Genomic DNA, 18,007 nt, shown 5'->3' with positions numbered 1-18,007 from the left:
ATTTTTTCAGCGTTTCTCTAATGGGAAGCCAGGGCCAAGGCACTTTGGAAAGCCTGTACCTCAAGGGCTTGCTGGTCAGCATCGATGTCATGGGTTGCCAGCGCGACATTGCGGCACAAATTCACCGGCAGGAGGGTGATTACCTGCTGGCGGTCAAAGGTAACCAACCCTAACAGCCATGGCCGGCAAGTGGTGCAAACGGCGCGGGTGATTCCGGCCGCAGGGCATATCGACACAACGGCCTGGCCAGCGTGCAAGAGTATCGGCGTGATCGATTCGTGGCGGCGGGTGGGCGACAAGCCGGCGCAATGGGAGCGGCGTTATTACATCAGTTCGCGCGATCTGGACGGTGAGGCGCTGGGGCGTGCGGTACGCGCGCACTGGGGCATCGAAAACCGGCTGCACTGGATGCTGGATGTGGGATTTGGCGAGGAGGCCAGTACGGTGCGCAAGGATGACGCGCCGCAGAACCTGTCGTTATTGAAAAAGATGGTGCTGAATCTGGTGCGACCGGTTCCGATGGGAAAAAACGGCAAGACAAGATGAGCTTGCGCATGAAGCGCAAGGCCACAGCATGGTCGGACGAAGAACGAGTCCGGGTACTTGGGCTCGAATTAATATGATGTCCGGGTGATGAGGCCATGGTGGGTAGTGCTTGGTCAGGTCAGGCTTGCTCAAACACCTCGGCCAGTGTCCTGGCGTCCAGCACCCGGTCGCTCCACCGCTCCAGTTGCCCGGAACTCGCTGTGCGGATTCGAGTTACGCAGTCGGCAGGCAGTGCGCCAAAGCGGCGGGTGAGCAAGCGTTGCAGCAGCAGGGCTTCGCCTTCTTGCCGACCCTCTTGTCGCCCTTCTTGCCGGCCTTCTTGTCGACCTTGCTGCTGACCTTTCTGCAAGCCCTCCTGCCACCCCACCAGCTTGCCGCGCTGCTCGTACTGCTGCGCCCATTGATCAAACCGTTCTGCCAAGGTCATCTTCAGCTCCTTCAAGTCGCGCACCTTGGGCAAGGCCAGGGTGTGTTTGCTTTGTCTTAACAGCACGGCCCGGATCCAGATGGCAAACGTGCGTTTCAGCTCTGGCTTGCCTTCCAGCCATTCGTTCAACAGATCAATCAGTTGCAGCAGTGCCTGTTCGTTTTCCGGGTGTTCCACCCGGATAATGGCCGCCACCAGGTTTTTCAGCTCGGCCAGATCGGCGTCGGTGTAGCGGTTTTCGTCGATCAGCAGGTATTCCAGCTTGGGCAGGTGTTTGGCCACCAGGCCGGGGGCTTTGGGAATCAGGTCGGCAATGTCGGTGGCGGCACGCCAGTTGCCCTGGCCGTTATATAGCACAATCGGCAGCACGGGCGGCAACCGCCGGCCTGGCAGTACGTCGCCGCGCCGGATCAGGTCCTGATAGAGCAGGCCAAGGTAAGTCATCATCCGCACCGCCATCCACGGGTCGGCGGTGCTCTGGAATTCAATCAGCAGGTAAAGATACACCCACTCGCCGTCGGCCTTGACTCGCCAGACCACATCATCGGCGCGGTCGCGCAGGTCATCGGTGACGTAGCTGCCGGGGATTTTTTCCAGGGTGGTGTAATCCAGGCTGTGCAGCCAGTCATCGGGGATGAAGCCCAGCACCAGGTCACGCACCACTTCGGGGGCGGAGAACAGCAACTTGTAGGAGGCGTCGGTGTCGTGGGGCATGGGGGTATTGTAGCGGTCAGCGCGGCGATGCAGAAGTTGTTGCCATTGTTGGCATTACTGGCCCCTCTTGCTGCAAGTTAGCATATTTGCTAATGGCCACGCACTGCGCCATTTTTCTGCGTGACAGCCTTGCGCTGTGTCTGTATTGACTGCCGCAAATCAATATATTTGTTAGATATATAAAAATCTTATTTTCTTTCAAATGGAAATATAACGGGCCGGTATAGTGGCTGACATGCGCTGTTTCTTTTCTGTTTTTGCCAAGGAGCCATCCCATGTCGACTGCCACGCTTGACCCGATCCGCACCGACCTTTCTGCTGCGCAGACCCCGCAGTCTCCGGCTGACCTTCTCCGTGCTGGCCGTGAGCGCGGCCAGCAGGCCGGGGTGATTTACGCCGGCGGGGTGTATCCGCCGGAAGCCTGGGCGCTGTTCAGTGCGGGGGCGGCGCAGTTGGTGGATGTGCGCTCGGCAGAAGAACTGAAATTTGTTGGCCATGTGCCGGGCAGTCAGCACGTGGCGTGGATGACCGGCGCAGCGCTGCTGAAAAATCCGCGCTTTATCCGCGAGCTGGAAAAAATTGCCAGCAAGGACAGCGTGCTGCTGTTGCTGTGTCGCAGCGGCAAACGCTCGGCGGCGGCGGCTGAGGCCGCTGCGCTGGCCGGATTCACCGCCGTGTACAACGTGCTGGAAGGCTTTGAAGGCGAACTCGACCCGCTGCAGCGTCGAGGAGACAGCGGCGGCTGGCGGCACAGGGGCTTGCCGTGGGTGCAAGACTGACATGCAGGATGAATCAGGAGCGCACAGCATGAACGACAGCGTTCGCGCCGGAGTATTGCCGGAAACCTTTGGCGGCCAGTGGGCGCTGGCCGATGTGGTGGCGCGATTGCGGGTGGCGCGCATGGCCTGGCGCAAGCGCCAGGGCCGCAGCCGCGAACTGGGCGGGCGCGAGCTGCCCTCGCGGGAAGCGCTGGCCGAGATTGTGTCGGCGCTATGCGGTGCGCTGTTTCCGATGCGGCTGGGGCCGCCGGATGTGCGCGAGGAAAGCGAGGATTTTTACGTTGGCCACACCCTGGACATCGCCCTGAATGCGCTGCTGGCGCAGGTCAAGCTGGAGCTGTATTACCAGGCCCGCCACGACCCGCGCGACAGCCAGGTGCTCAAGCTGCGTGCCGTGCATATCGTGCAGGACTTTGCCGCCGCGCTGCCAGGCCTGCGCAGCCTGCTCGACGACGATGTGATGGCGGCGTTTCACGGTGATCCGGCGGCGCGTAGTGTGGATGAAGTGCTGCTGTGCTACCCCGGCATTCTGGCGATTGTTCATCACCGCCTGGCCCACCAGCTGTACCAGACCGGTGCGCCGCTGCTGGCGCGGATGATTGCCGAACTGGCGCACGCGCAAACCGGCATCGACATTCACCCCGGCGCGCAGATTGGCCGTGGATTTTTCATCGACCACGGCACCGGCGTGGTGATTGGCGAAACCGCCGTGATTGGCGAGCGGGTGCGGCTGTATCAGGCGGTCACGCTGGGGGCCAAGCGCTTTGCCACCACGGCAGATGGCTCGCTGGAAAAAGGCGCGCCGCGTCATCCGGTGGTGGAGGACGACGTGGTGATTTACGCCGGTGCCACCGTGCTGGGGCGGATCACCATCGGCAAGGGTGCCAGTATAGGCGGCAATGTCTGGCTGACCCGCAGCGTGCCCCCCGGCAGCCAGGTGACCCAGGCCAATGTGCAAAGCGAGGTGCGCGCCGGCGAATTGAGCTAAGGAGACGCTGAAAAAATCGCCATTCCCGCGAAGGTGTGAATCCAGAGCGTTGATTTTGCTGGATTTCGGTTTTGGAAAAACGATTTTTCAATCAATCAGCGCCTCTCCAACCCTGCGCTGCCGGTGTGTGGGCTGCTTTTGGATTGACCCGGCCTGAATGGTTCAGGACGGGGCAGTAGCACCCTTTAATTATGACAAGGAGTTTTAAAAATGACAGATTATACGACGGTCCCGCAAGCACTGGGCGACCATGCCGCCCGCCAGCTGGCCAATGCCACCAAAACCGTGCCGCAGCTGTCCACCATTTCGCCGCGCTGGCTGGTGCACATGCTGCAATGGCTGCCGGTGGAAGCGGGTATCTTCCGTCTGAACCGGGTGAAAAACGCCTCGAACGTGCAAGTGGCCTGCTCGCAGCGCGATGAAGCCGAACTGCCGCAAACCTATGTCGATTACGAACAGAACCCGCGCGAGTATTTCCTCAATGCGGTCACCACCGTGCTGGACGTACACACCCGCGTGTCGGATCTGTACAGCAGCCCGCACGACCAGATTCGCGAACAGCTGCGCCTGACCATTGAAACCATCAAAGAGCGCCAGGAAAGCGAACTGATCAACAATCCGGAATACGGCCTGCTGCACAATGTGGACGCCACCCAGCGCATCAGCACCCTGAGCGGCGCACCCACCCCGGATGATCTGGACGAACTGCTGACCAAGGTGTGGAAAGAACCGGGCTTCTTCCTGGCGCACCCGCTGGCCATTGCTGCCTTTGGCCGCGAATGTACCCGCCGTGGCGTGCCGCCGCCGACCGTCAGTCTGTTTGGTTCGCAGTTCCTCACCTGGCGCGGCGTGCCGCTGGTGCCGTCGGACAAGCTGCCGATCGAGGATGGCAAAACCAAGATTGTGCTGCTGCGCGTAGGCGAAAAGCGTCAGGGCGTGGTGGGCCTGTTCCAGCCGGGCCTGGCGGGCGAACAAAGCCCCGGTCTGTCGGTGCGCTTCATGGGCATCAGCCGCAATGCCATCGCCTCCTACCTGATTTCGCTGTATTGCTCGCTGGCCGTGCTGACCGAAGATGCCGTGGCCGTGCTCGATGATGTGGAGATTGGCAAGTACCATGACTACCCCAATACTTACAAGTGATCCGGCGGCAGGCTTGCCTGACATCGCCACACTGACCCAACTGGCCAACAGCTTCTTTGCCAGCCTGCCCGGCCAGGCCCCCACGCCGATTGAAGCGGCACAGGCTCCCGCTGCCATTCCGTCTGCTGGCCCGGTCGCCGCAGGCAGCGTCACCCCGTCGGTAAGCGCGCTGCCGTCTGCGCCGCCGTCCTCGCCCGGTGTGGGCGGGGCCAATGGCAGCACACCCGGCCTGAGCGACTTTGGCCGCGCTGGCCCGGCGTCGTTTGCCGTGCCGGTGGGTTACGGCGCCGGCTTGCCCGAGCTGCCGCAGCCGGCTCGTCCGCCTCAGGACAGCGCCAGCGGCTATTACTTTCTGGCCGAAAGCGGCGCGTTGTTCAGCCGCGCGGGTCCGAATGTACCGGCCACGCCGCAGCTGCCGATTGGCGACGACGCCGTGGTGGCTCGCTCGTTTGGCTTGCCCAGCGAAGACAGCCTGCGGGATTTGCTGAGCGAGTCGCCGCGTCAGCCGGCGGCACCGGTCAGCGCCGCCCCGGCCACGCCGTCGTCGTTTTACTTTCTGGACGGCGACGTGCCGCGCCTGGACGCTGCGCCAGACGCCACGCCACGCGCAGGCCAGCACAGCAGTGGGCTGGACGTGCAGGCCGTGCGCCGGGATTTTCCCATCCTGGCTGAGCGGGTAAACGGCAAGCCGCTGATCTGGCTGGACAATGCCGCCACCACGCACAAGCCGCAGGCGGTGATTGACCGGCTGGCGTATTTTTACCAGCACGAAAACTCCAACATCCACCGTGCGGCGCATGAACTGGCCGCCAGGGCCACCGACGCTTACGAAGCGGCCCGGCAGAAAGTGGCGCGCTTTATCGGTGCCGCCTCGCCGGATGAAATCATCTTTGTGCGCGGGGCCACCGAGGCCATCAATCTGGTGGCCAACACCTGGGGCCAGCAGAACATCGGTGCCGGCGATGAAATCGTGGTGTCGCAGCTGGAACACCACGCCAATATCGTGCCGTGGCAATTGCTGGCGCAGCGGGTGGGTGCCACCATCCGGGTGATTCCGGTAGACGACAGCGGGCAAATCCTGCTGGATGAATACCGTCAGTTGCTCAACAGCCGCACCAAGCTGGTGGCCATCACCCAGGTGTCGAATGCACTGGGCACCATCACGCCGGTGGAAACCATCGTCGCGCTGGCGCATGCGGCGGGGGCCAGGGTGCTGGTGGATGGCGCGCAGTCGGTGTCGCATATGCGGGTGAATGTGCAGGCCATCGACGCCGACTTCTTTGTGTTTTCCGGACACAAGGTGTTTGCGCCCACCGGCATTGGTGCGGTGTATGGCAAGGCGGCGCTGCTGGAGGCCATGCCGCCCTGGCAGGGCGGCGGCAATATGATTGCCGACGTGACCTTTGAGAAAACCGTGTACCAGCCGGCACCCAACCGGTTTGAAGCCGGCACCGGCAATATTGCCGATGCCGTGGGCCTGGGTGCCGCGATTGACTACGTGGAAAGCATCGGGATCGAGCGGATTGCCCAGTACGAGCACGACCTGCTGGGCTACGCCACCCATGGTCTGCAAAGCGTGCCCGGCCTGCGCCTGATTGGCACCGCGCAGCACAAGGCCAGCGTGCTGTCGTTTGTGCTGCCGGGCTACCGCTCCGAGGAAATCGGCGCGGCGCTGAATCGCGAAGGCATTGCCGTGCGCTCCGGCCACCACTGTGCCCAACCGATTTTGCGGCGCTTTGGCCTGGAAGCCACCGTGCGTCCGTCGCTGGCGTTTTACAACACCTGCGAGGAAGTGGATGCCCTGGTGGCAGTGGTCAAACGGTTGGCGCACGGGAAACGCTGACGGTGATTGAGTTTTGACATCCTCCCCTCCCTCTCGCCTATGGCTCGCCGCTCTTAAGAGCGGGAAGGAAGGGGATTCCTACTGCGGTTAGGCTTGCGCCTGACTCGCTTCGGCGAGTTCCTGCTTCGCAGAACGGCCTGACTGCGCCAATTCTCCACAGGCTAACAAGCGCTGTCCGCGCTCTAATACATTAATCGCGCCAACATAGTCAGCGTTATTTTCATAACCACATTCGACGCACTCGAACTTGGCCTGTGTCTGGCGATTTTCGCCGGAGACATGACCGCAAGCGGGACACGTCCGGCTGGTGTTGTGCGGTGGCACGGCAATTAAGTGCCCTCCGCGCCACGCCAGCTTGTAGTCCAACTGGCGGCGAAACTCGCCCCAGCCTTGGTCGAGAATCGACCGATTCAAGCCGGACTTTTGTGCCACTTTTTTGCCGTGCTGCTCAACATTGCCCTTGCTGGACTTGGACATATTCCGTATCTGCAAATCTTCGATACATACAATCGCGTGGTTTTGGCTGATTATTGTTGAAGCTTTGTGCAGATAGTCCTTGCGGGCGTTGCCAATGTCGATATGCACTTGCGTGACTTTGGCCTTGGCTTTCTTCCAATTGGCGCTGAATTTCACCTTTCGCGCCATACGGCGTTGGTACCTTTTAAGGCGTTGCTGGTGTTTTTTGAAACTGTTGAGCGGGTCGTAGTGGCTGCCATCACTCAAAGTGGTGAAACGGGCAATCCCCATGTCGAGACCGACAATGCCGCCTTGTGGTTGCTCTGTTTCAACTTCGCGCCGAGTTTGAATCGACACAAACCACTTGCCGCCCGACTGACTGACCGTGACATTGCATACATCACCCAAAACGGGACGTGAGTTGCGATAGCGCAGCCAGCCCAGCTTGGGCAAAAAGATACGGGAATTGGTTTGCTCTAGCTTGCAGCCTTGCGGAAAGCGGAAGCTGTCACCCATGCCTTTTTTCTTGAAGCGCGGGAAGTCCGCACGTTTCTCGAAGAAATTAACGTAGGCGCGTTCCAAGTCCTTGAGCTTCTGCTGCAATGGCTGCGAGTGCGTTTCTTTCAGCCAAATCGTTTCTGGTTGTGCTTTCCATTCGGTCAGCACTTTGCACAGCCCCGCATAGCTCAGTTTCTTTTCGCCTTGCTCGCGTCGTTCCTGCTGCAACGCCAATGCTTTGTTAAACACGAAGCGACATGAGCCCGCGAAGCGGCGCATATTGCGCTGCTGTTCGCCATTGGGCTGTAGCTCGAATTTGAAGGCTTGTAGGCGTTCCATGCCTTGAAGTATAGTTTGGCATATGACAAATGACAACAATATTCGGCACGTTTGACGGCGAAGACGACCATGTTCACCTACTAGTAGCCAGTCACCATGATCTGAATCGACTGACAGGCGATTAGACCGCTTTCGGCATGAGTTTCACCTCAGGTGTCGTTCCCGCGAAGGCGGGAACCCAGACCGCGCCACAGCGTGCGCGGTGGGCATGGCGCAGGTAGCGCTGATGAGCGCTCACCCCGCTGTACGCTGTGGACACGCCTGGATTCCCGCCTGCGCGGGAATGACGCGGTGGGGTGCGGCGAGTGGTTCGTCGTGGAACGTGAGCCATCGTGTTTCAACGTGACTGGCTACTAGTGAACTATCCACCGAAAGTGGCTGTATCTAATCTGATGAACAGTCTGAAAGGTGTATCGAGCCGTATGATTCGCAAAAAAAACTACCCCAGTATTAAGCAAAAACTGTGGGATGGTGCGCTATGGTCACCCAGCTATTTTGCAGGCAGTTGTGGTGGTGCGCCGATTGCCGTCATCCGGCAGTACATTGAACAACAGCAGACGCCACATTAAGTGCAGCGAAAAGACGGCTACGCCTTCGTGCTATTCATCCCCGCCCTGAAGGACGAGGCTTTCCGCACACTTGGTAAAAGTAGCGAGGACGTTTGGGGGCATGCTGAGGGGCATGCCCTTTTTTTGTCTGGCGTTGCCTGGCGCACGGACGCAAATGCGCGGCAGCCTTCGGGCGGTTTGCTGCAATGGGGCAGTGTGTCCGGGTGTTTCTTAGATCAATTAGCAATTAAAATCTAATCATTCATTACTTTTTGATCTGCCTATCCCCCGTTACAGTCGGTAGTGCGGAAACCTTCCGCTTCTTCTCGACTTGTCACTGGCTATGACGGCAAGGCATGACCCGGCCTTGCCGTTTTTTTTGGAGGATGACCCCGATGAAACCTGCCACTTACCACTCCAGCCACGCCCTGCGCCGTGAACTGCACGATCTTGGCCAGCGCATACTGGCTTTGCAACACACCCTGCACACCCTGTTTGCCTCCCCGCCCGCCCATTGACCGACGGCAGCAGCCGGTGCGCCGGCTGCCTGCCATTGCTGGAGTGTCTGCCATGCTGTCGTCCCTGAGCCTGATCTGGCGTATCCGTCTGGGCGTGATTTTGCTGATTGCCCTGTTTGCCGTGCTGAGCCTGGCCTCGGGCTATGGCATGTCGCGCATGCAGGCCAGTTCGCGTCAGCTCACCCAGGTGGAAGCGGCTAAAGTGACCCACGCCACCCGGACGCTGTTCCTGATTAACGATATGGAGCGCGATATTTACGCGCTGGTGAACGAAAACCCCACTGCTGCCGACCTGCGCCGCTTCAGCACCAGCCTGCCCAAGCGCGACGCCGCCATTCGTGCCGAGCTGGCGGCAGTGGGCCAGCTGGTGACACTGCCGGAAGGCAAGGCGCTGTTGGGCCGGCTGCAAACCCAGCATCAGGCGCTTAGCGCGGTGACGCCGCAGCTGGTGGCGCTGCTGCAAAGCGGGCAGGAGCCAGAAGCGCGTGACCTGTTTGCCCGTGAGGGCGTGCCGGTGCTGCACGACTACACCACACGGATGCGTGAATTTCTGGCGTTGCAGGAAGGATTGCTGCGCCAGGCGGCGGAGCAGGCCGAAGCCACTGGCCAGCAACAGCGCCAGCTGCTCTGGGGGCTGACCCTGTTCAGCGGCCTGGCGGCGCTGGGGGTGGGGCTGGGCATTTTGCGCAGTGTGCAGCAGCCGCTGGGTGGCGACCCGCGCCATGCCGCCTTGGCGCTGGCCAGTATTGCCGAGGGCAACCTCACCCATCATATCGTTGCTCCGCAGGCCAGCCCGCACAGCCTGATGGCCAATCTGGAGCGGATGCGCGCCCAGTTGCATGCCCTGGTGGCGCGAATTCAGCAGGCCGCCGGCGGTGTGTCCGGTGCGGCCTGCAATATGAGTTCGCTGTGCGAGCATATTCATCGGGGGGCGGCGGGGCAAACCGATGCCACCGCAGCCATGGCCACGGCAGTGGACCAGCTTGGGCGCAATATCGAGCGGCTGTCGGCCAGCTCGCATCAGGTGCAGGCGGTGTCGGCGCGGGCGCTGACCCTGTCCGAACGTGGCGACCAGCTGCTGCGCGAAGCCGCCGGAGAAATTCACCGCATGGTGGACACCATTCATGCCTCGTCGCGGGAGGTGGCCGAGCTGGCAGGCAAAACTGACGAAATTCATCGGGTGGTTGGGGTGATTCGTTCGATTGCCGAGCAGACCAATCTGCTGGCACTGAACGCCGCGATTGAGGCGGCCCGCGCGGGTGAGGCCGGACGCGGGTTTGCCGTGGTGGCCGACGAAATCCGCAAATTGTCTGAGCACACCACGCGCTCGACCCAGGAAATTGTCGACACCATTGCCGCCATCCAGCAGCAAACCCGCGCCTCAGCCGACAATCTGCTGCAGGGCGAGGATCTGGTGGCGTTTGGCGTGAAGCTGATTGGCGAGCTGCTGGCACCGTTTGCCGAATTGCGCCAGGGTGCGCAGTCGGCGCACAGCGAGCTGACCCGGCTGCTTGACGCGCTGGCCGAGCAAAATCAGGCGGCGCAGCACATTGGCCAGCGCACCGGCCAGGTGGCCCATTCGGCGGCCACCTTCAGTGTCAACGCCGACCAGGCGATTACCCTGGCCCAGCAGCTGAAAAGTATTGTTCAGCAATTGGACAGCGAGGTGGGGCGGTTCAAGCTGGGGCGTTTATAGGCGCCGGCCCTGGATCACCCGGATCAGGATCACCACCACCGCCAGCACCAGCAGCACATGAATGAATCCGCCGACGGTGTATGACGATACCAGCCCGAGCGCCCACAGGACCAACAGAATAACGGCAATGGTTTCAAGCATGATGAAGCCTTTCGATGAAGTGATGGCGGGCGACAGCCCGCTCTGCCTGCATGGATAAAATGGACCTCCTGGTGCGCTGGGTGGAATACACAGATACACCAGATTGTCTGTGCGTTAGCGCACAGAGCGGAACCGCCATCCCGCTATACTGCGATGTCATGCCCCGTGACCGGAGATCGCCATGTCGGACCCCCTTTCGCCGTACCAGAACCATCTGCTGGCCGCCCTGCCCGCAGAGGTGCAAAGCCGCCTGTTTCCTGCTCTGGAGCCGGTGTTGCTGCCATTGGGCAAGGTGCTGTACGAATCAGGCGATACATTGCGCCATGTGTACTTTCCCACCGACTCCATCGTGTCCTTGCTGTATGTGATGGAAAGTGGCGCATCGGCAGAAATTTCGGTGGTGGGCAACGAAGGCTTGATTGGCGTGGCGCTGTTCATGGGCGGGGAAAGCACCACCAGCCGGGCGATTGTGCAAAGCGCTGGCCACGGCTACCGCCTGCTGGGCAGCCTGTTCAAGGAAGAATTCAATCGCCATAACGAAATGCTCCATCTGATGCTGCGCTATTCGCAGGCGCTGATTACCCAGATGGCGCAAACCGCGGTGTGCAACCGCCACCATTCGATTGATCAGCAACTGTGCCGCTGGTTGTTGCTGTCGCTGGACCGGCTGTCCGGGCCAGACCTGGTGATGACCCAGGAACTGATTGCCAACATGCTCGGCGTGCGCCGCGAAGGGGTGACCGAAGCGGCGGGCAAGCTGCAAAAGCTCGGAGTGATTGAATACAGCCGTGGCCATATCACCGTGCTGAATCGTCCCAAGCTGGAAGCGCTGTGCTGCGAGTGCTATGCGGTAGTCAAAAAAGAAACCGACCGTCTGTTGCCCTATTTGCCGTCGGTGACGGGGTCGAAGTGATGGGTGACGCCTCCTCTTGAAGTGCCCGCTGGCCAGGGTGAGCCTGCCTGCCCTGACCAGCGGGCCAGGCTTCAACTGGCGTGTTTATTGAAGAAATGCTTCACCTGGATATCGGCTTCTTCCTGGCTGATGGCGTAGCGTTCCTGCACCAGCCCCGTCAGCTTTTGCACATGGCCTTCGGTTTGCAGCAGTTCATCTTCGGTCAGCTCGCCCCAGGCAATTTTGGCGGCACCAACATGTTGTTTCCATTTGCCTTGAATTTGTTCAACGCTGGGCAGATTCATGATTTTTTCCATTCTTGTACGTGGGGGTAACAGCGCTTGGCGGCGCTGGACGGGCTGCTGGCCCTGACCGGATGCGGCTCGTGAGTGTCGGGGTCTGGGTGCGCCGCTGGCGTGAATGGCCAGAAGGGGACGGACTGCTTGATCGGTGGATGCATGGTGATCTTCCCAATGTCTCCCGTCTCCCGCGAAGATGCGCAGAGCCGGTGTCGACACCATGCACGGCGTTCGCCGGGGCGTCGGTGCGCTGGCGCGCAGAGTGGCGGCCAGGCCCGGCGCAGACCGGTTGGCCGCCGACGGATGGGCGCTGGCCGACTGCCTGAAGGGGCATTTCTTGGGGGCATTTCTTGCTGGAAGAATGTCCGGCGCAGTCCATTTCATGAGGGAAACGCTGAAAAAATCGTCATTCCCGTGAAGGCGGGAATCCAGCGTGTTGATTTTGCTGGATATTGCTTTTGGCAAACACGATTTTTTCTGAATAAATCAGCACGGCCTTAGAAGAAAACCTGCAATCGATCTGATTTTATCTTGGTTATCCGGCTGCGCCCTGCATGCTAGGATCAATTTACTTTTTGATTGATGATTGATGTGCCATGACCGTCCTTGCCATATTGGGCAGCCCAAGCCACCCCTCCCGCACTGCCAAATTGGTTGATCGGGCAGCGGAGATTCTGCAGGTTGCCGATATTCAACTGCAGCGCAGCAGCATTCACGATTTTCCGGCGCAGGCATTATTGCATGCTGATTTTTCCAGCGAGGCCGTCAAACAGTTTCAGCAGCAAGTGGCGCGGGCGCAGGGCATTATTATTGCCACCCCGGTATACAAGGCGGCTTATGCTGGTGCGCTGAAAGTGCTGCTCGACCTGATTCCGGAAGGCGGGCTGACCGGCAAGCCGGTGCTGCCGCTGGCCAGTGGCGGTTCTCCTGGCCATCTGCTGGCGGTGGATTACGCCATCAAACCGGTGCTGGCAGCGCTGAAAGCCAGTGACATCCATCAAGGCGTGTTTGCCGTCGAGGCACAGATTGCCCGCGACGCGCACACCCAGCCACAACTGGCCGAAGACCTGGCGGCGCGGCTGGAAGCGGCGGTCAGCGAATTCATCGACCGTCTGCCCGGCCGCACCCCGCGCCGGACCATCACGCCGCCGCCGCCCAGCAGCCAGTGGCTGTCCCAGCGCATCAGCCTGTAACCCCTGCCCCGGAGCGCGTCCATGCCTGCTTCCCTGATGTCTTCCCGCCGGCTGATGGCCACCCTGACGGCCTGGCTGGTGCTGGCTGCGCCGGTGCTGGCGCTGGACCTGAATATCGGCTACCAGAAAAGCGCGGTCAATCTGGCCTCGTTAAAAGCCCAGGGCGTGCTTGAGCAAAAACTCAAGCCGCTGGGGGTTGAGGTGAAATGGTTTGAATTTCAGGCCGGCCCGCCGATTCTGGAAGCCATGAATGCCGGCAGTATCAGTGTGGGCATGACCGGCGATTCTCCGCCGATTTTTGCCCAGTCAGCGGGTGCCGAGATTGTGTATATCGGCCAGGAGCCAGCCAAGCCGGAATCCTCGGCGATTCTGGTGCCCACCCAATCCACGATTAAAACCCTGGCCGATTTGAAGGGCAAGAAAATTGCCTTTACCAAAGGCTCCAGCGCGCATTACCTGACCTTGAGCGCGCTGCAAAAAGCCGGGATTGCCTACAGCGATATTCAGCCGGTGTATCTCAGTCCGTCAGAAGCCCGCGCCGCCTTTGAGCGCGGCAGCGTTGATGCCTGGACCATCTGGGATCCGTACTACGCCGCTGCGCAGCGCGCTGGCGGGGTGCGCGTGCTGGCGTCGGGCAAGGGGCTGACCAGCAACAATACCTTTTATCTGGCCGCCCGCAGCTTTGCCCAGGCCAATCCCAGGGTGATTGATCTGGTATTCAAGGCCTTGACCGACAACAACGCCCAGTTGAGTGGCGAGGTGAAAAAGGTGGCGGCCACGCTGTCTGGTTACACCGGGCTGGACGCCGCCACCTACGAAGTGATGCTCAGCCGCCACCCCAACTACAGCGTGGACTACCTCACCCCGGCGGTATTGCAGGACCAGCAAAAGGTGGCGGACGCCTTTCATGGGCTGGGCCTGATTCCGCGCCCGATCAAGGTGCAGGACGCCGCCTGGCGCCCGTCACGGCCCTGATCCGCCAGCCCCCTTGCCCACGCTGAATTTGATCTGATTTTTGCAGGAGCCTGCTGACATGAATGTGTTCTGGTTTTTTCCCACCCACGGCGATGGCCGCTATCTGGGCAGCACCGAAGGGGCGCGCACGGTAGATCATGACTACCTGACCCAGATTGCCCGCGCAGCCGATTCGCTGGGCTTTGATGGTGCGCTGATTCCCACTGGCCGCTCGTGTGAAGACCCCTGGGTCACCGCCGCCAGCCTGATTCCGGCCACGCAGCGGCTGAAGTTTCTGGTGGCGGTGCGTCCCGGCATCATGTCGCCCACCGTGGCGGCGCGGATGGCCGCCAGTTTTGACCGCCATTCCAAGGGCCGTTTGTTGATTAATGTGGTGGCCGGCGGCGACCCGGTGGAGCTGGCGGGTGATGGCTCCTGGCTGAGCCACGATGAGCGTTACCAAGCCGCCAGCGAGTTTCTGACGGTGTGGAAAGGTGTGCTGTCCGGCGATGTGGTGGACCTGGACGGCAAGCACATTCAGGTGAAAGGCGCGCAACAGCTGTTTCCCCCGGTCAGCCAGCCGCATCCGCCAGTGTACTTTGGTGGTTCGTCGGAAGCCGCGCATGAGCTGGCCGCCGAACACGTGGATGTGTATCTGAGCTGGGGCGAGCCGCTGGAGGACGTGGCGAAAAAAATTCAGGATGTGCGCGCCAGGGCGGCCAAGCGTGGACGGATTGTCCGCTTTGGCCTGCGCGTGCATGTGATTGTGCGTGAAACCAACGAGGAAGCCTGGCGCGCCGCCGAGCAACTGATCAGCAAGCTGGACGATGACACCATCGCCACCGCCCAGCGCACCCTGGGCCGGGCGGATTCCGAAGGCCAGCGACGCATGGCGGCGCTGCACGGTGGCCGGCGCGAGCAGCTGGAAATCGCCCCCAATCTGTGGGCCGGGGTGGGCCTGGTGCGCGGCGGTGCCGGCACCGCGCTGGTGGGCGATGGCCCGACCGTGGCCCAGCGCATGCAGGAATACGCCGCGCTGGGGGTGGACACCTTTGTGCTGTCCGGCTACCCGCATCTGGACGAAGCCTATCGGGTGGCCGAGCTGCTGTTTCCGCACCTGCCTGGCCGTCAGCAGGCCACGCCCACCGGCAATGCCGCCGGCGAGGTGATGGCTAACCAGCATGTGCCCCGACTGGTGTCCGCATCATGAGCCAGAAACCTGTGACGTTTTCGCTGAGTACCTCGCGCTGGGTGCCCTGGCTGGTGCCGCTGGCGCTGCTGCTGGTCTGGCAGGGGTTTTCCATGCTGGGCTGGATCAACCACCGGGTATTGCCGGCACCGCTGGCGGTGCTGGTGTCGGGATGGGAGTTGCTGATCAGCGGGGATTTGTTTCGTCATCTGGCCAGCAGTTTTGGCCGTGCCGCCAGTGGTTTTCTGATTGGTGGCGGCCTGGGGCTGGTGCTGGGGCTGATTGCCGGGCTGTCGCGGTTTGGCGAGGCGTTGTTCGACACCACGCTGCAAATGCTGCGCAACATCCCGCCGCTGGCGATTTTGCCGCTGGTGATTTTGTGGTTTGGCATTGATGAATCGGCCAAGGTGTTTCTGGTGGCGTTTGGCACGCTGTTTCCGGTGTACCTGAACACTTACCACGGCATCCGCTCGATCGACCCGACCCTGCTGGAAATGGCGCGCAGCTACGGCGTGACCGGGCGCGAACTGTTCCGCCAGGTGGTGCTGCCTGGTGCCATGCCGTCGATTCTGGTCGGAGTGCGCTATGCGCTGGGGATTGCCTGGATTTTGCTGATTGTGGCGGAAACCCTGTCGGCCACCAGCGGCATTGGCTACCTGGCATCGAATGCTCGCGAGTTTTTGCAAACCGAAATCGTCGTGCTGTCCATCCTGCTGTATGCCCTGCTGGGCAAGCTGGTGGATTCTGCCGCCCGCTGGCTGGAGCGGCGCTGGTTGCAATGGCATCCGTCGTATTTTCAGCCGGCCTGAGTGCGGAAAGGACATGATGAAACTCAATGATTTTCCCGCCGACAGCGCGTCGATCCACTTGCGTGGCCTGTCGCGCCAGTTTGGCAGCCGCACGGTGCTCAAACAGCTGGACCTGACCATTCCTGACGGGCAGTTTCTGGCCGTAGTGGGCCGCTCCGGCTGCGGCAAGAGCACGCTGCTGCGCCTGCTGGCCGGGTTGGATCAGGCCGATGGTGGCGAACTGATTCAGCCGGAAGGGCAGACCGTGCGGGTGATGTTTCAGGAAGCCCGCCTGCTGCCCTGGAAGTCGGTGCTCGACAATGTGGCGCTGGGCTTGCCAGCCAGCGGGCGGGCGCAGGCGCGTGAGGCGCTGGCCGAAGTGGGTCTGGCCGATCGCGCCGAGGAATGGCCGGCCCGCCTGTCTGGCGGCCAGCGGCAGCGGGTGGCATTGGCCCGCGCCCTGGTGCATCGCCCGCGCCTGCTGTTGCTGGACGAGCCACTGGGCGCGCTGGACGCGCTCACCCGGCTGGAAATGCAGGGGCTGATCGAACGGCTGTGGCTGGCGCATCGCTGCACCACGGTGCTGGTGACGCATGACGTCAGCGAAGCGGTGGCGCTGGCCGACCGGGTGGTGCTGGTGGAAGACGGCCAGGTGGCGCTGGATGTGCCCATTGCCCTGCCACGCAGCCGCGACCACGCCCATCCGGGCTTTGTCCGCCTGGAACACACCATTTTGCGCCGGGTGCTGCAAGGCCCGGATGGCTCGGAGAGTCAGCACACCGGGCTGGCTGCGGCAGAACCGGCCACCATTCATTTTTCACAACTGAACTGGGCGCTGTGATTTCCGCCGGAAACCCGCCCAGCAGCCATTCCCCTTACTTTTCAGGATATTTGCCATGACCATTCAATCGATCAATGTACGCAACCAGTTTCGCGGCGCCATCAAGGAAATCATCGAAGGGCCGGTGCTGTCGGAAGTGGACGTGCAAACCGCTTCGGGCATTGTCACCTCGGTGATCACCACCCGTTCGGTCAAGGAGCTGCAACTCAAGGTGGGCACCGAAGTGGTGGCATTTGTGAAGTCCACCGAGGTGTCGATCGCCACGCTGTAAGTCGTGGCCCACCCACCGGCTTCTTGAGCCGCTCTCCCCTGCCGGCCACGCTTCACAGCTTAAGGCAGGGGACGTTTTCCGCGTCGAGTCGCTCACAAAACTCAGCGAAGCGATCCTGGCCAGGCGTGTGACCGCAGACAGTACAAGGGAGTACGGCAAGGTCACGCCACAACGCCAGGAGCGTTTTGTGAGCGACTATTCACCAAAAGGATCTGCCATGGCCACTTTGCCCGACGCCGCGCTGGACCAACTGTTCCGCCAGGCCCGTTCCATTCACCGCTTTACCGACCAGCCGGTCAGCGATGCCGAGATTGAAGCCCTGTATGCATTGCTGAAATGGGGGCCAACCGCATTTAACGGCCAGCCTGGACGTTATGTGTTTGTGCGCAGTAGTGAGGCCAAGGCCCGGCTGGCACCGGCGCTGGCCGGCAATAACCGCGAGAAAACCCTGGCCGCGCCGCTGACGGTGATTGTTGCCTACGACAGCGCCTTTCATCAGCAACTGCCCAGCCAGTTTCCGGCGTTCAACGCCAAAGGGTTTTATGAGCAGCATCCGCAGCAGATTGAACCCACCGCCCGCAGCAGCGCCACCCTGCAGGCGGCTTACCTGATTCTGGCCGCCAGGGCGCTGGGGCTGGACGCCGGGCCAATGGCCGGATTTGACGCCAGCGCGGTGGACCAGGCGTTTTTTGCCGATGGCCAGTACAAGAGCCTGCTGCTGGTCAATCTGGGCTATGGCGTGCGTGAAGGCGTGTCACCGCGCGGCCCGCGCCTGGCATTTGCCGATGTGGCCGAGATTGTCTAGCGACGGTAAGAGGGGGGCGGCAGCGCCGGGTGTCATGGCCGCTGTTGCCCGCCACCATCAGCAAAAAAATTCACCCAAGCCACCCGCAGGCGTTCAGGTGTGGCCTGCCCACTTTTGCCTGGTGGCTTGGCTGAGTTTTTTT

At 61.4% G+C, this 18,007-nt stretch carries 20 protein-coding genes and 2 pseudogenes; 17 read left to right on the top strand and 5 right to left on the bottom strand.

Annotated features, from left to right (window positions below; all coding sequences use genetic code 11):
* Positions 1 to 44: 44 nt before the first annotated feature.
* Positions 45 to 170: pseudogene (locus tag BXU06_RS18685) on the top strand (ISAs1 family transposase); the annotation flags it as partial.
* Entirely contained in the window at positions 136 to 546 is a 411-nt protein-coding gene (locus tag BXU06_RS16075) for an ISAs1 family transposase (protein ID WP_374754335.1), read from the top strand. The pseudogene BXU06_RS18685 and the gene BXU06_RS16075, both read left to right, overlap by 35 nt.
* 118 nt (positions 547 to 664) lie before the next feature.
* Here the strand turns inward: BXU06_RS16075 and BXU06_RS16070 are convergent, their stop codons facing one another.
* Positions 665 to 1,687 carry an Rpn family recombination-promoting nuclease/putative transposase gene (locus BXU06_RS16070; RefSeq protein WP_077301943.1) on the bottom strand — a complete coding sequence of 341 codons (1,023 nt, stop codon included), beginning with the start codon at positions 1,685 to 1,687 and terminating at the stop codon, positions 665 to 667.
* 16 nt (positions 1,688 to 1,703) lie between these two features.
* The gene (locus BXU06_RS17560) at positions 1,704 to 1,964 is read right to left on the bottom strand and encodes a hypothetical protein (protein WP_150125246.1); all 261 of its coding nucleotides are present in this window, start codon (positions 1,962 to 1,964) and stop codon (positions 1,704 to 1,706) included.
* On the opposite strand from BXU06_RS17560, the gene BXU06_RS16065 reads away from it, so the two are divergent.
* The 4 genes from BXU06_RS16065 to BXU06_RS16050 all read left to right on the top strand — a co-directional run bounded on the left by BXU06_RS16065 (position 1,963) and on the right by BXU06_RS16050 (position 6,437).
* On the top strand, positions 1,963 to 2,466 hold the full coding sequence (locus BXU06_RS16065) for a rhodanese-like domain-containing protein (protein WP_077301940.1): 504 nt from the start codon (positions 1,963 to 1,965) through the stop codon (positions 2,464 to 2,466). The two genes, BXU06_RS17560 and BXU06_RS16065, sit on opposite strands and share 2 nt — an antisense overlap.
* Positions 2,467 to 2,494: 28 nt before the next feature.
* Positions 2,495 to 3,454, top strand: a complete 960-nt coding sequence (epsC, locus tag BXU06_RS16060) for a serine O-acetyltransferase EpsC (protein WP_077301937.1) — start codon at positions 2,495 to 2,497, stop codon at positions 3,452 to 3,454.
* Between the two features lie 210 nt (positions 3,455 to 3,664).
* Positions 3,665 to 4,594 (top strand): family 2A encapsulin nanocompartment shell protein, encoded by a 930-nt coding sequence (locus tag BXU06_RS16055; RefSeq protein WP_077301934.1) that lies wholly within the window; start codon positions 3,665 to 3,667, stop codon positions 4,592 to 4,594.
* Positions 4,569 to 6,437: a family 2A encapsulin nanocompartment cargo protein cysteine desulfurase gene (locus BXU06_RS16050; protein WP_077301931.1), complete on the top strand. Its 1,869-nt coding sequence runs from the start codon at positions 4,569 to 4,571 to the stop codon at positions 6,435 to 6,437. The genes BXU06_RS16055 and BXU06_RS16050 overlap by 26 nt, the downstream gene beginning before the upstream one ends.
* Before the next feature lie 87 nt (positions 6,438 to 6,524).
* Here the strand turns inward: BXU06_RS16050 and BXU06_RS16045 are convergent, their stop codons facing one another.
* Positions 6,525 to 7,730, bottom strand: a complete 1,206-nt coding sequence (locus BXU06_RS16045; RefSeq protein ID WP_150125245.1) for an RNA-guided endonuclease TnpB family protein — start codon at positions 7,728 to 7,730, stop codon at positions 6,525 to 6,527.
* A 350-nt stretch (positions 7,731 to 8,080) separates the two neighbouring features.
* On the opposite strand from BXU06_RS16045, the pseudogene tnpA reads away from it, so the two are divergent.
* From tnpA to BXU06_RS16030, 3 genes and pseudogenes are all read left to right on the top strand, one after another.
* Positions 8,081 to 8,299 (top strand): annotated as a pseudogene (gene tnpA, locus BXU06_RS16040) (IS200/IS605 family transposase); the annotation flags it as partial.
* A gap of 374 nt (positions 8,300 to 8,673) precedes the next feature.
* Positions 8,674 to 8,796: a hypothetical protein gene (locus tag BXU06_RS18420; RefSeq protein WP_256364052.1), complete on the top strand. Its 123-nt coding sequence runs from the start codon at positions 8,674 to 8,676 to the stop codon at positions 8,794 to 8,796.
* Between the two features lie 52 nt (positions 8,797 to 8,848).
* Complete coding sequence (locus tag BXU06_RS16030; protein ID WP_077301925.1) at positions 8,849 to 10,492, top strand: methyl-accepting chemotaxis protein; 1,644 nt, start codon at positions 8,849 to 8,851, stop codon at positions 10,490 to 10,492.
* On the opposite strand, the gene BXU06_RS17555 is transcribed toward BXU06_RS16030, so the two are convergent.
* The gene (locus tag BXU06_RS17555) at positions 10,487 to 10,633 is read right to left on the bottom strand and encodes a lmo0937 family membrane protein (RefSeq protein ID WP_150125244.1); all 147 of its coding nucleotides are present in this window, start codon (positions 10,631 to 10,633) and stop codon (positions 10,487 to 10,489) included. The two genes, BXU06_RS16030 and BXU06_RS17555, sit on opposite strands and share 6 nt — an antisense overlap.
* Before the next feature lie 181 nt (positions 10,634 to 10,814).
* Here BXU06_RS17555 and BXU06_RS16025 point away from each other — a divergent pair, with 181 nt between their 5' ends.
* Complete coding sequence (locus BXU06_RS16025) at positions 10,815 to 11,546, top strand: Crp/Fnr family transcriptional regulator (protein ID WP_077301923.1); 732 nt, start codon at positions 10,815 to 10,817, stop codon at positions 11,544 to 11,546.
* A gap of 71 nt (positions 11,547 to 11,617) precedes the next feature.
* On the opposite strand, the gene BXU06_RS16020 is transcribed toward BXU06_RS16025, so the two are convergent.
* Positions 11,618 to 11,830, bottom strand: a complete 213-nt coding sequence (locus BXU06_RS16020) for a CsbD family protein (protein ID WP_077301920.1) — start codon at positions 11,828 to 11,830, stop codon at positions 11,618 to 11,620.
* A gap of 590 nt (positions 11,831 to 12,420) precedes the next feature.
* Between BXU06_RS16020 and ssuE the strand changes: the two genes are divergently transcribed.
* The 7 genes from ssuE to BXU06_RS15985 all read left to right on the top strand — a co-directional run bounded on the left by ssuE (position 12,421) and on the right by BXU06_RS15985 (position 17,865).
* Positions 12,421 to 13,017 (top strand): NADPH-dependent FMN reductase, encoded by a 597-nt coding sequence (ssuE, locus tag BXU06_RS16015; RefSeq protein ID WP_077301917.1) that lies wholly within the window; start codon positions 12,421 to 12,423, stop codon positions 13,015 to 13,017.
* A gap of 21 nt (positions 13,018 to 13,038) precedes the next feature.
* Entirely contained in the window at positions 13,039 to 13,992 is a 954-nt protein-coding gene (locus BXU06_RS16010) for a sulfonate ABC transporter substrate-binding protein (protein ID WP_253189483.1), read from the top strand.
* 58 nt (positions 13,993 to 14,050) lie between these two features.
* Positions 14,051 to 15,181, top strand: a complete 1,131-nt coding sequence (ssuD, locus tag BXU06_RS16005; protein WP_077301914.1) for an FMNH2-dependent alkanesulfonate monooxygenase — start codon at positions 14,051 to 14,053, stop codon at positions 15,179 to 15,181.
* Entirely contained in the window at positions 15,178 to 15,969 is a 792-nt protein-coding gene (gene ssuC, locus BXU06_RS16000) for an aliphatic sulfonate ABC transporter permease SsuC (protein WP_077301911.1), read from the top strand. The genes ssuD and ssuC overlap by 4 nt, the downstream gene beginning before the upstream one ends.
* Before the next feature lie 13 nt (positions 15,970 to 15,982).
* Positions 15,983 to 16,789: an ATP-binding cassette domain-containing protein gene (locus BXU06_RS15995; protein WP_077301908.1), complete on the top strand. Its 807-nt coding sequence runs from the start codon at positions 15,983 to 15,985 to the stop codon at positions 16,787 to 16,789.
* 55 nt (positions 16,790 to 16,844) lie between these two features.
* Complete coding sequence (locus tag BXU06_RS15990) at positions 16,845 to 17,060, top strand: molybdopterin-binding protein (protein ID WP_077301906.1); 216 nt, start codon at positions 16,845 to 16,847, stop codon at positions 17,058 to 17,060.
* Between the two features lie 217 nt (positions 17,061 to 17,277).
* The gene (locus BXU06_RS15985) at positions 17,278 to 17,865 is read left to right on the top strand and encodes a malonic semialdehyde reductase (RefSeq protein ID WP_077301903.1); all 588 of its coding nucleotides are present in this window, start codon (positions 17,278 to 17,280) and stop codon (positions 17,863 to 17,865) included.
* Positions 17,866 to 18,007: the final 142 nt, after the last annotated feature.

The organism is Aquaspirillum sp. LM1, assembly GCF_002002905.1.
In the GTDB taxonomy this organism is placed as follows: domain Bacteria; phylum Pseudomonadota; class Gammaproteobacteria; order Burkholderiales; family Aquaspirillaceae; genus Rivihabitans.
This window is presented reverse-complemented; position numbering and strand designations above follow the sequence as displayed.

Coding starts and splice junctions, on each gene's coding strand:
- BXU06_RS16070 (WP_077301943.1), bottom strand. CDS start 1,687: ATGCCCCACGACACCGACGCCTCCTACAAGTTGCTGTTCTCCGCCCCC.
- BXU06_RS16065 (WP_077301940.1), top strand. CDS start 1,963: ATGTCGACTGCCACGCTTGACCCGATCCGCACCGACCTTTCTGCTGCG.
- BXU06_RS17560 (WP_150125246.1), bottom strand. CDS start 1,964: ATGGGATGGCTCCTTGGCAAAAACAGAAAAGAAACAGCGCATGTCAGC.
- epsC (WP_077301937.1), top strand. CDS start 2,495: ATGAACGACAGCGTTCGCGCCGGAGTATTGCCGGAAACCTTTGGCGGC.
- BXU06_RS16055 (WP_077301934.1), top strand. CDS start 3,665: ATGACAGATTATACGACGGTCCCGCAAGCACTGGGCGACCATGCCGCC.
- BXU06_RS16050 (WP_077301931.1), top strand. CDS start 4,569: ATGACTACCCCAATACTTACAAGTGATCCGGCGGCAGGCTTGCCTGAC.
- BXU06_RS16045 (WP_150125245.1), bottom strand. CDS start 7,730: ATGGAACGCCTACAAGCCTTCAAATTCGAGCTACAGCCCAATGGCGAA.
- BXU06_RS18420 (WP_256364052.1), top strand. CDS start 8,674: ATGAAACCTGCCACTTACCACTCCAGCCACGCCCTGCGCCGTGAACTG.
- BXU06_RS16030 (WP_077301925.1), top strand. CDS start 8,849: ATGCTGTCGTCCCTGAGCCTGATCTGGCGTATCCGTCTGGGCGTGATT.
- BXU06_RS17555 (WP_150125244.1), bottom strand. CDS start 10,633: ATGCTTGAAACCATTGCCGTTATTCTGTTGGTCCTGTGGGCGCTCGGG.
- BXU06_RS16025 (WP_077301923.1), top strand. CDS start 10,815: ATGTCGGACCCCCTTTCGCCGTACCAGAACCATCTGCTGGCCGCCCTG.
- BXU06_RS16020 (WP_077301920.1), bottom strand. CDS start 11,830: ATGAATCTGCCCAGCGTTGAACAAATTCAAGGCAAATGGAAACAACAT.
- ssuE (WP_077301917.1), top strand. CDS start 12,421: ATGACCGTCCTTGCCATATTGGGCAGCCCAAGCCACCCCTCCCGCACT.
- BXU06_RS16010 (WP_253189483.1), top strand. CDS start 13,039: ATGCCTGCTTCCCTGATGTCTTCCCGCCGGCTGATGGCCACCCTGACG.
- ssuD (WP_077301914.1), top strand. CDS start 14,051: ATGAATGTGTTCTGGTTTTTTCCCACCCACGGCGATGGCCGCTATCTG.
- ssuC (WP_077301911.1), top strand. CDS start 15,178: ATGAGCCAGAAACCTGTGACGTTTTCGCTGAGTACCTCGCGCTGGGTG.
- BXU06_RS15995 (WP_077301908.1), top strand. CDS start 15,983: ATGATGAAACTCAATGATTTTCCCGCCGACAGCGCGTCGATCCACTTG.
- BXU06_RS15990 (WP_077301906.1), top strand. CDS start 16,845: ATGACCATTCAATCGATCAATGTACGCAACCAGTTTCGCGGCGCCATC.
- BXU06_RS15985 (WP_077301903.1), top strand. CDS start 17,278: ATGGCCACTTTGCCCGACGCCGCGCTGGACCAACTGTTCCGCCAGGCC.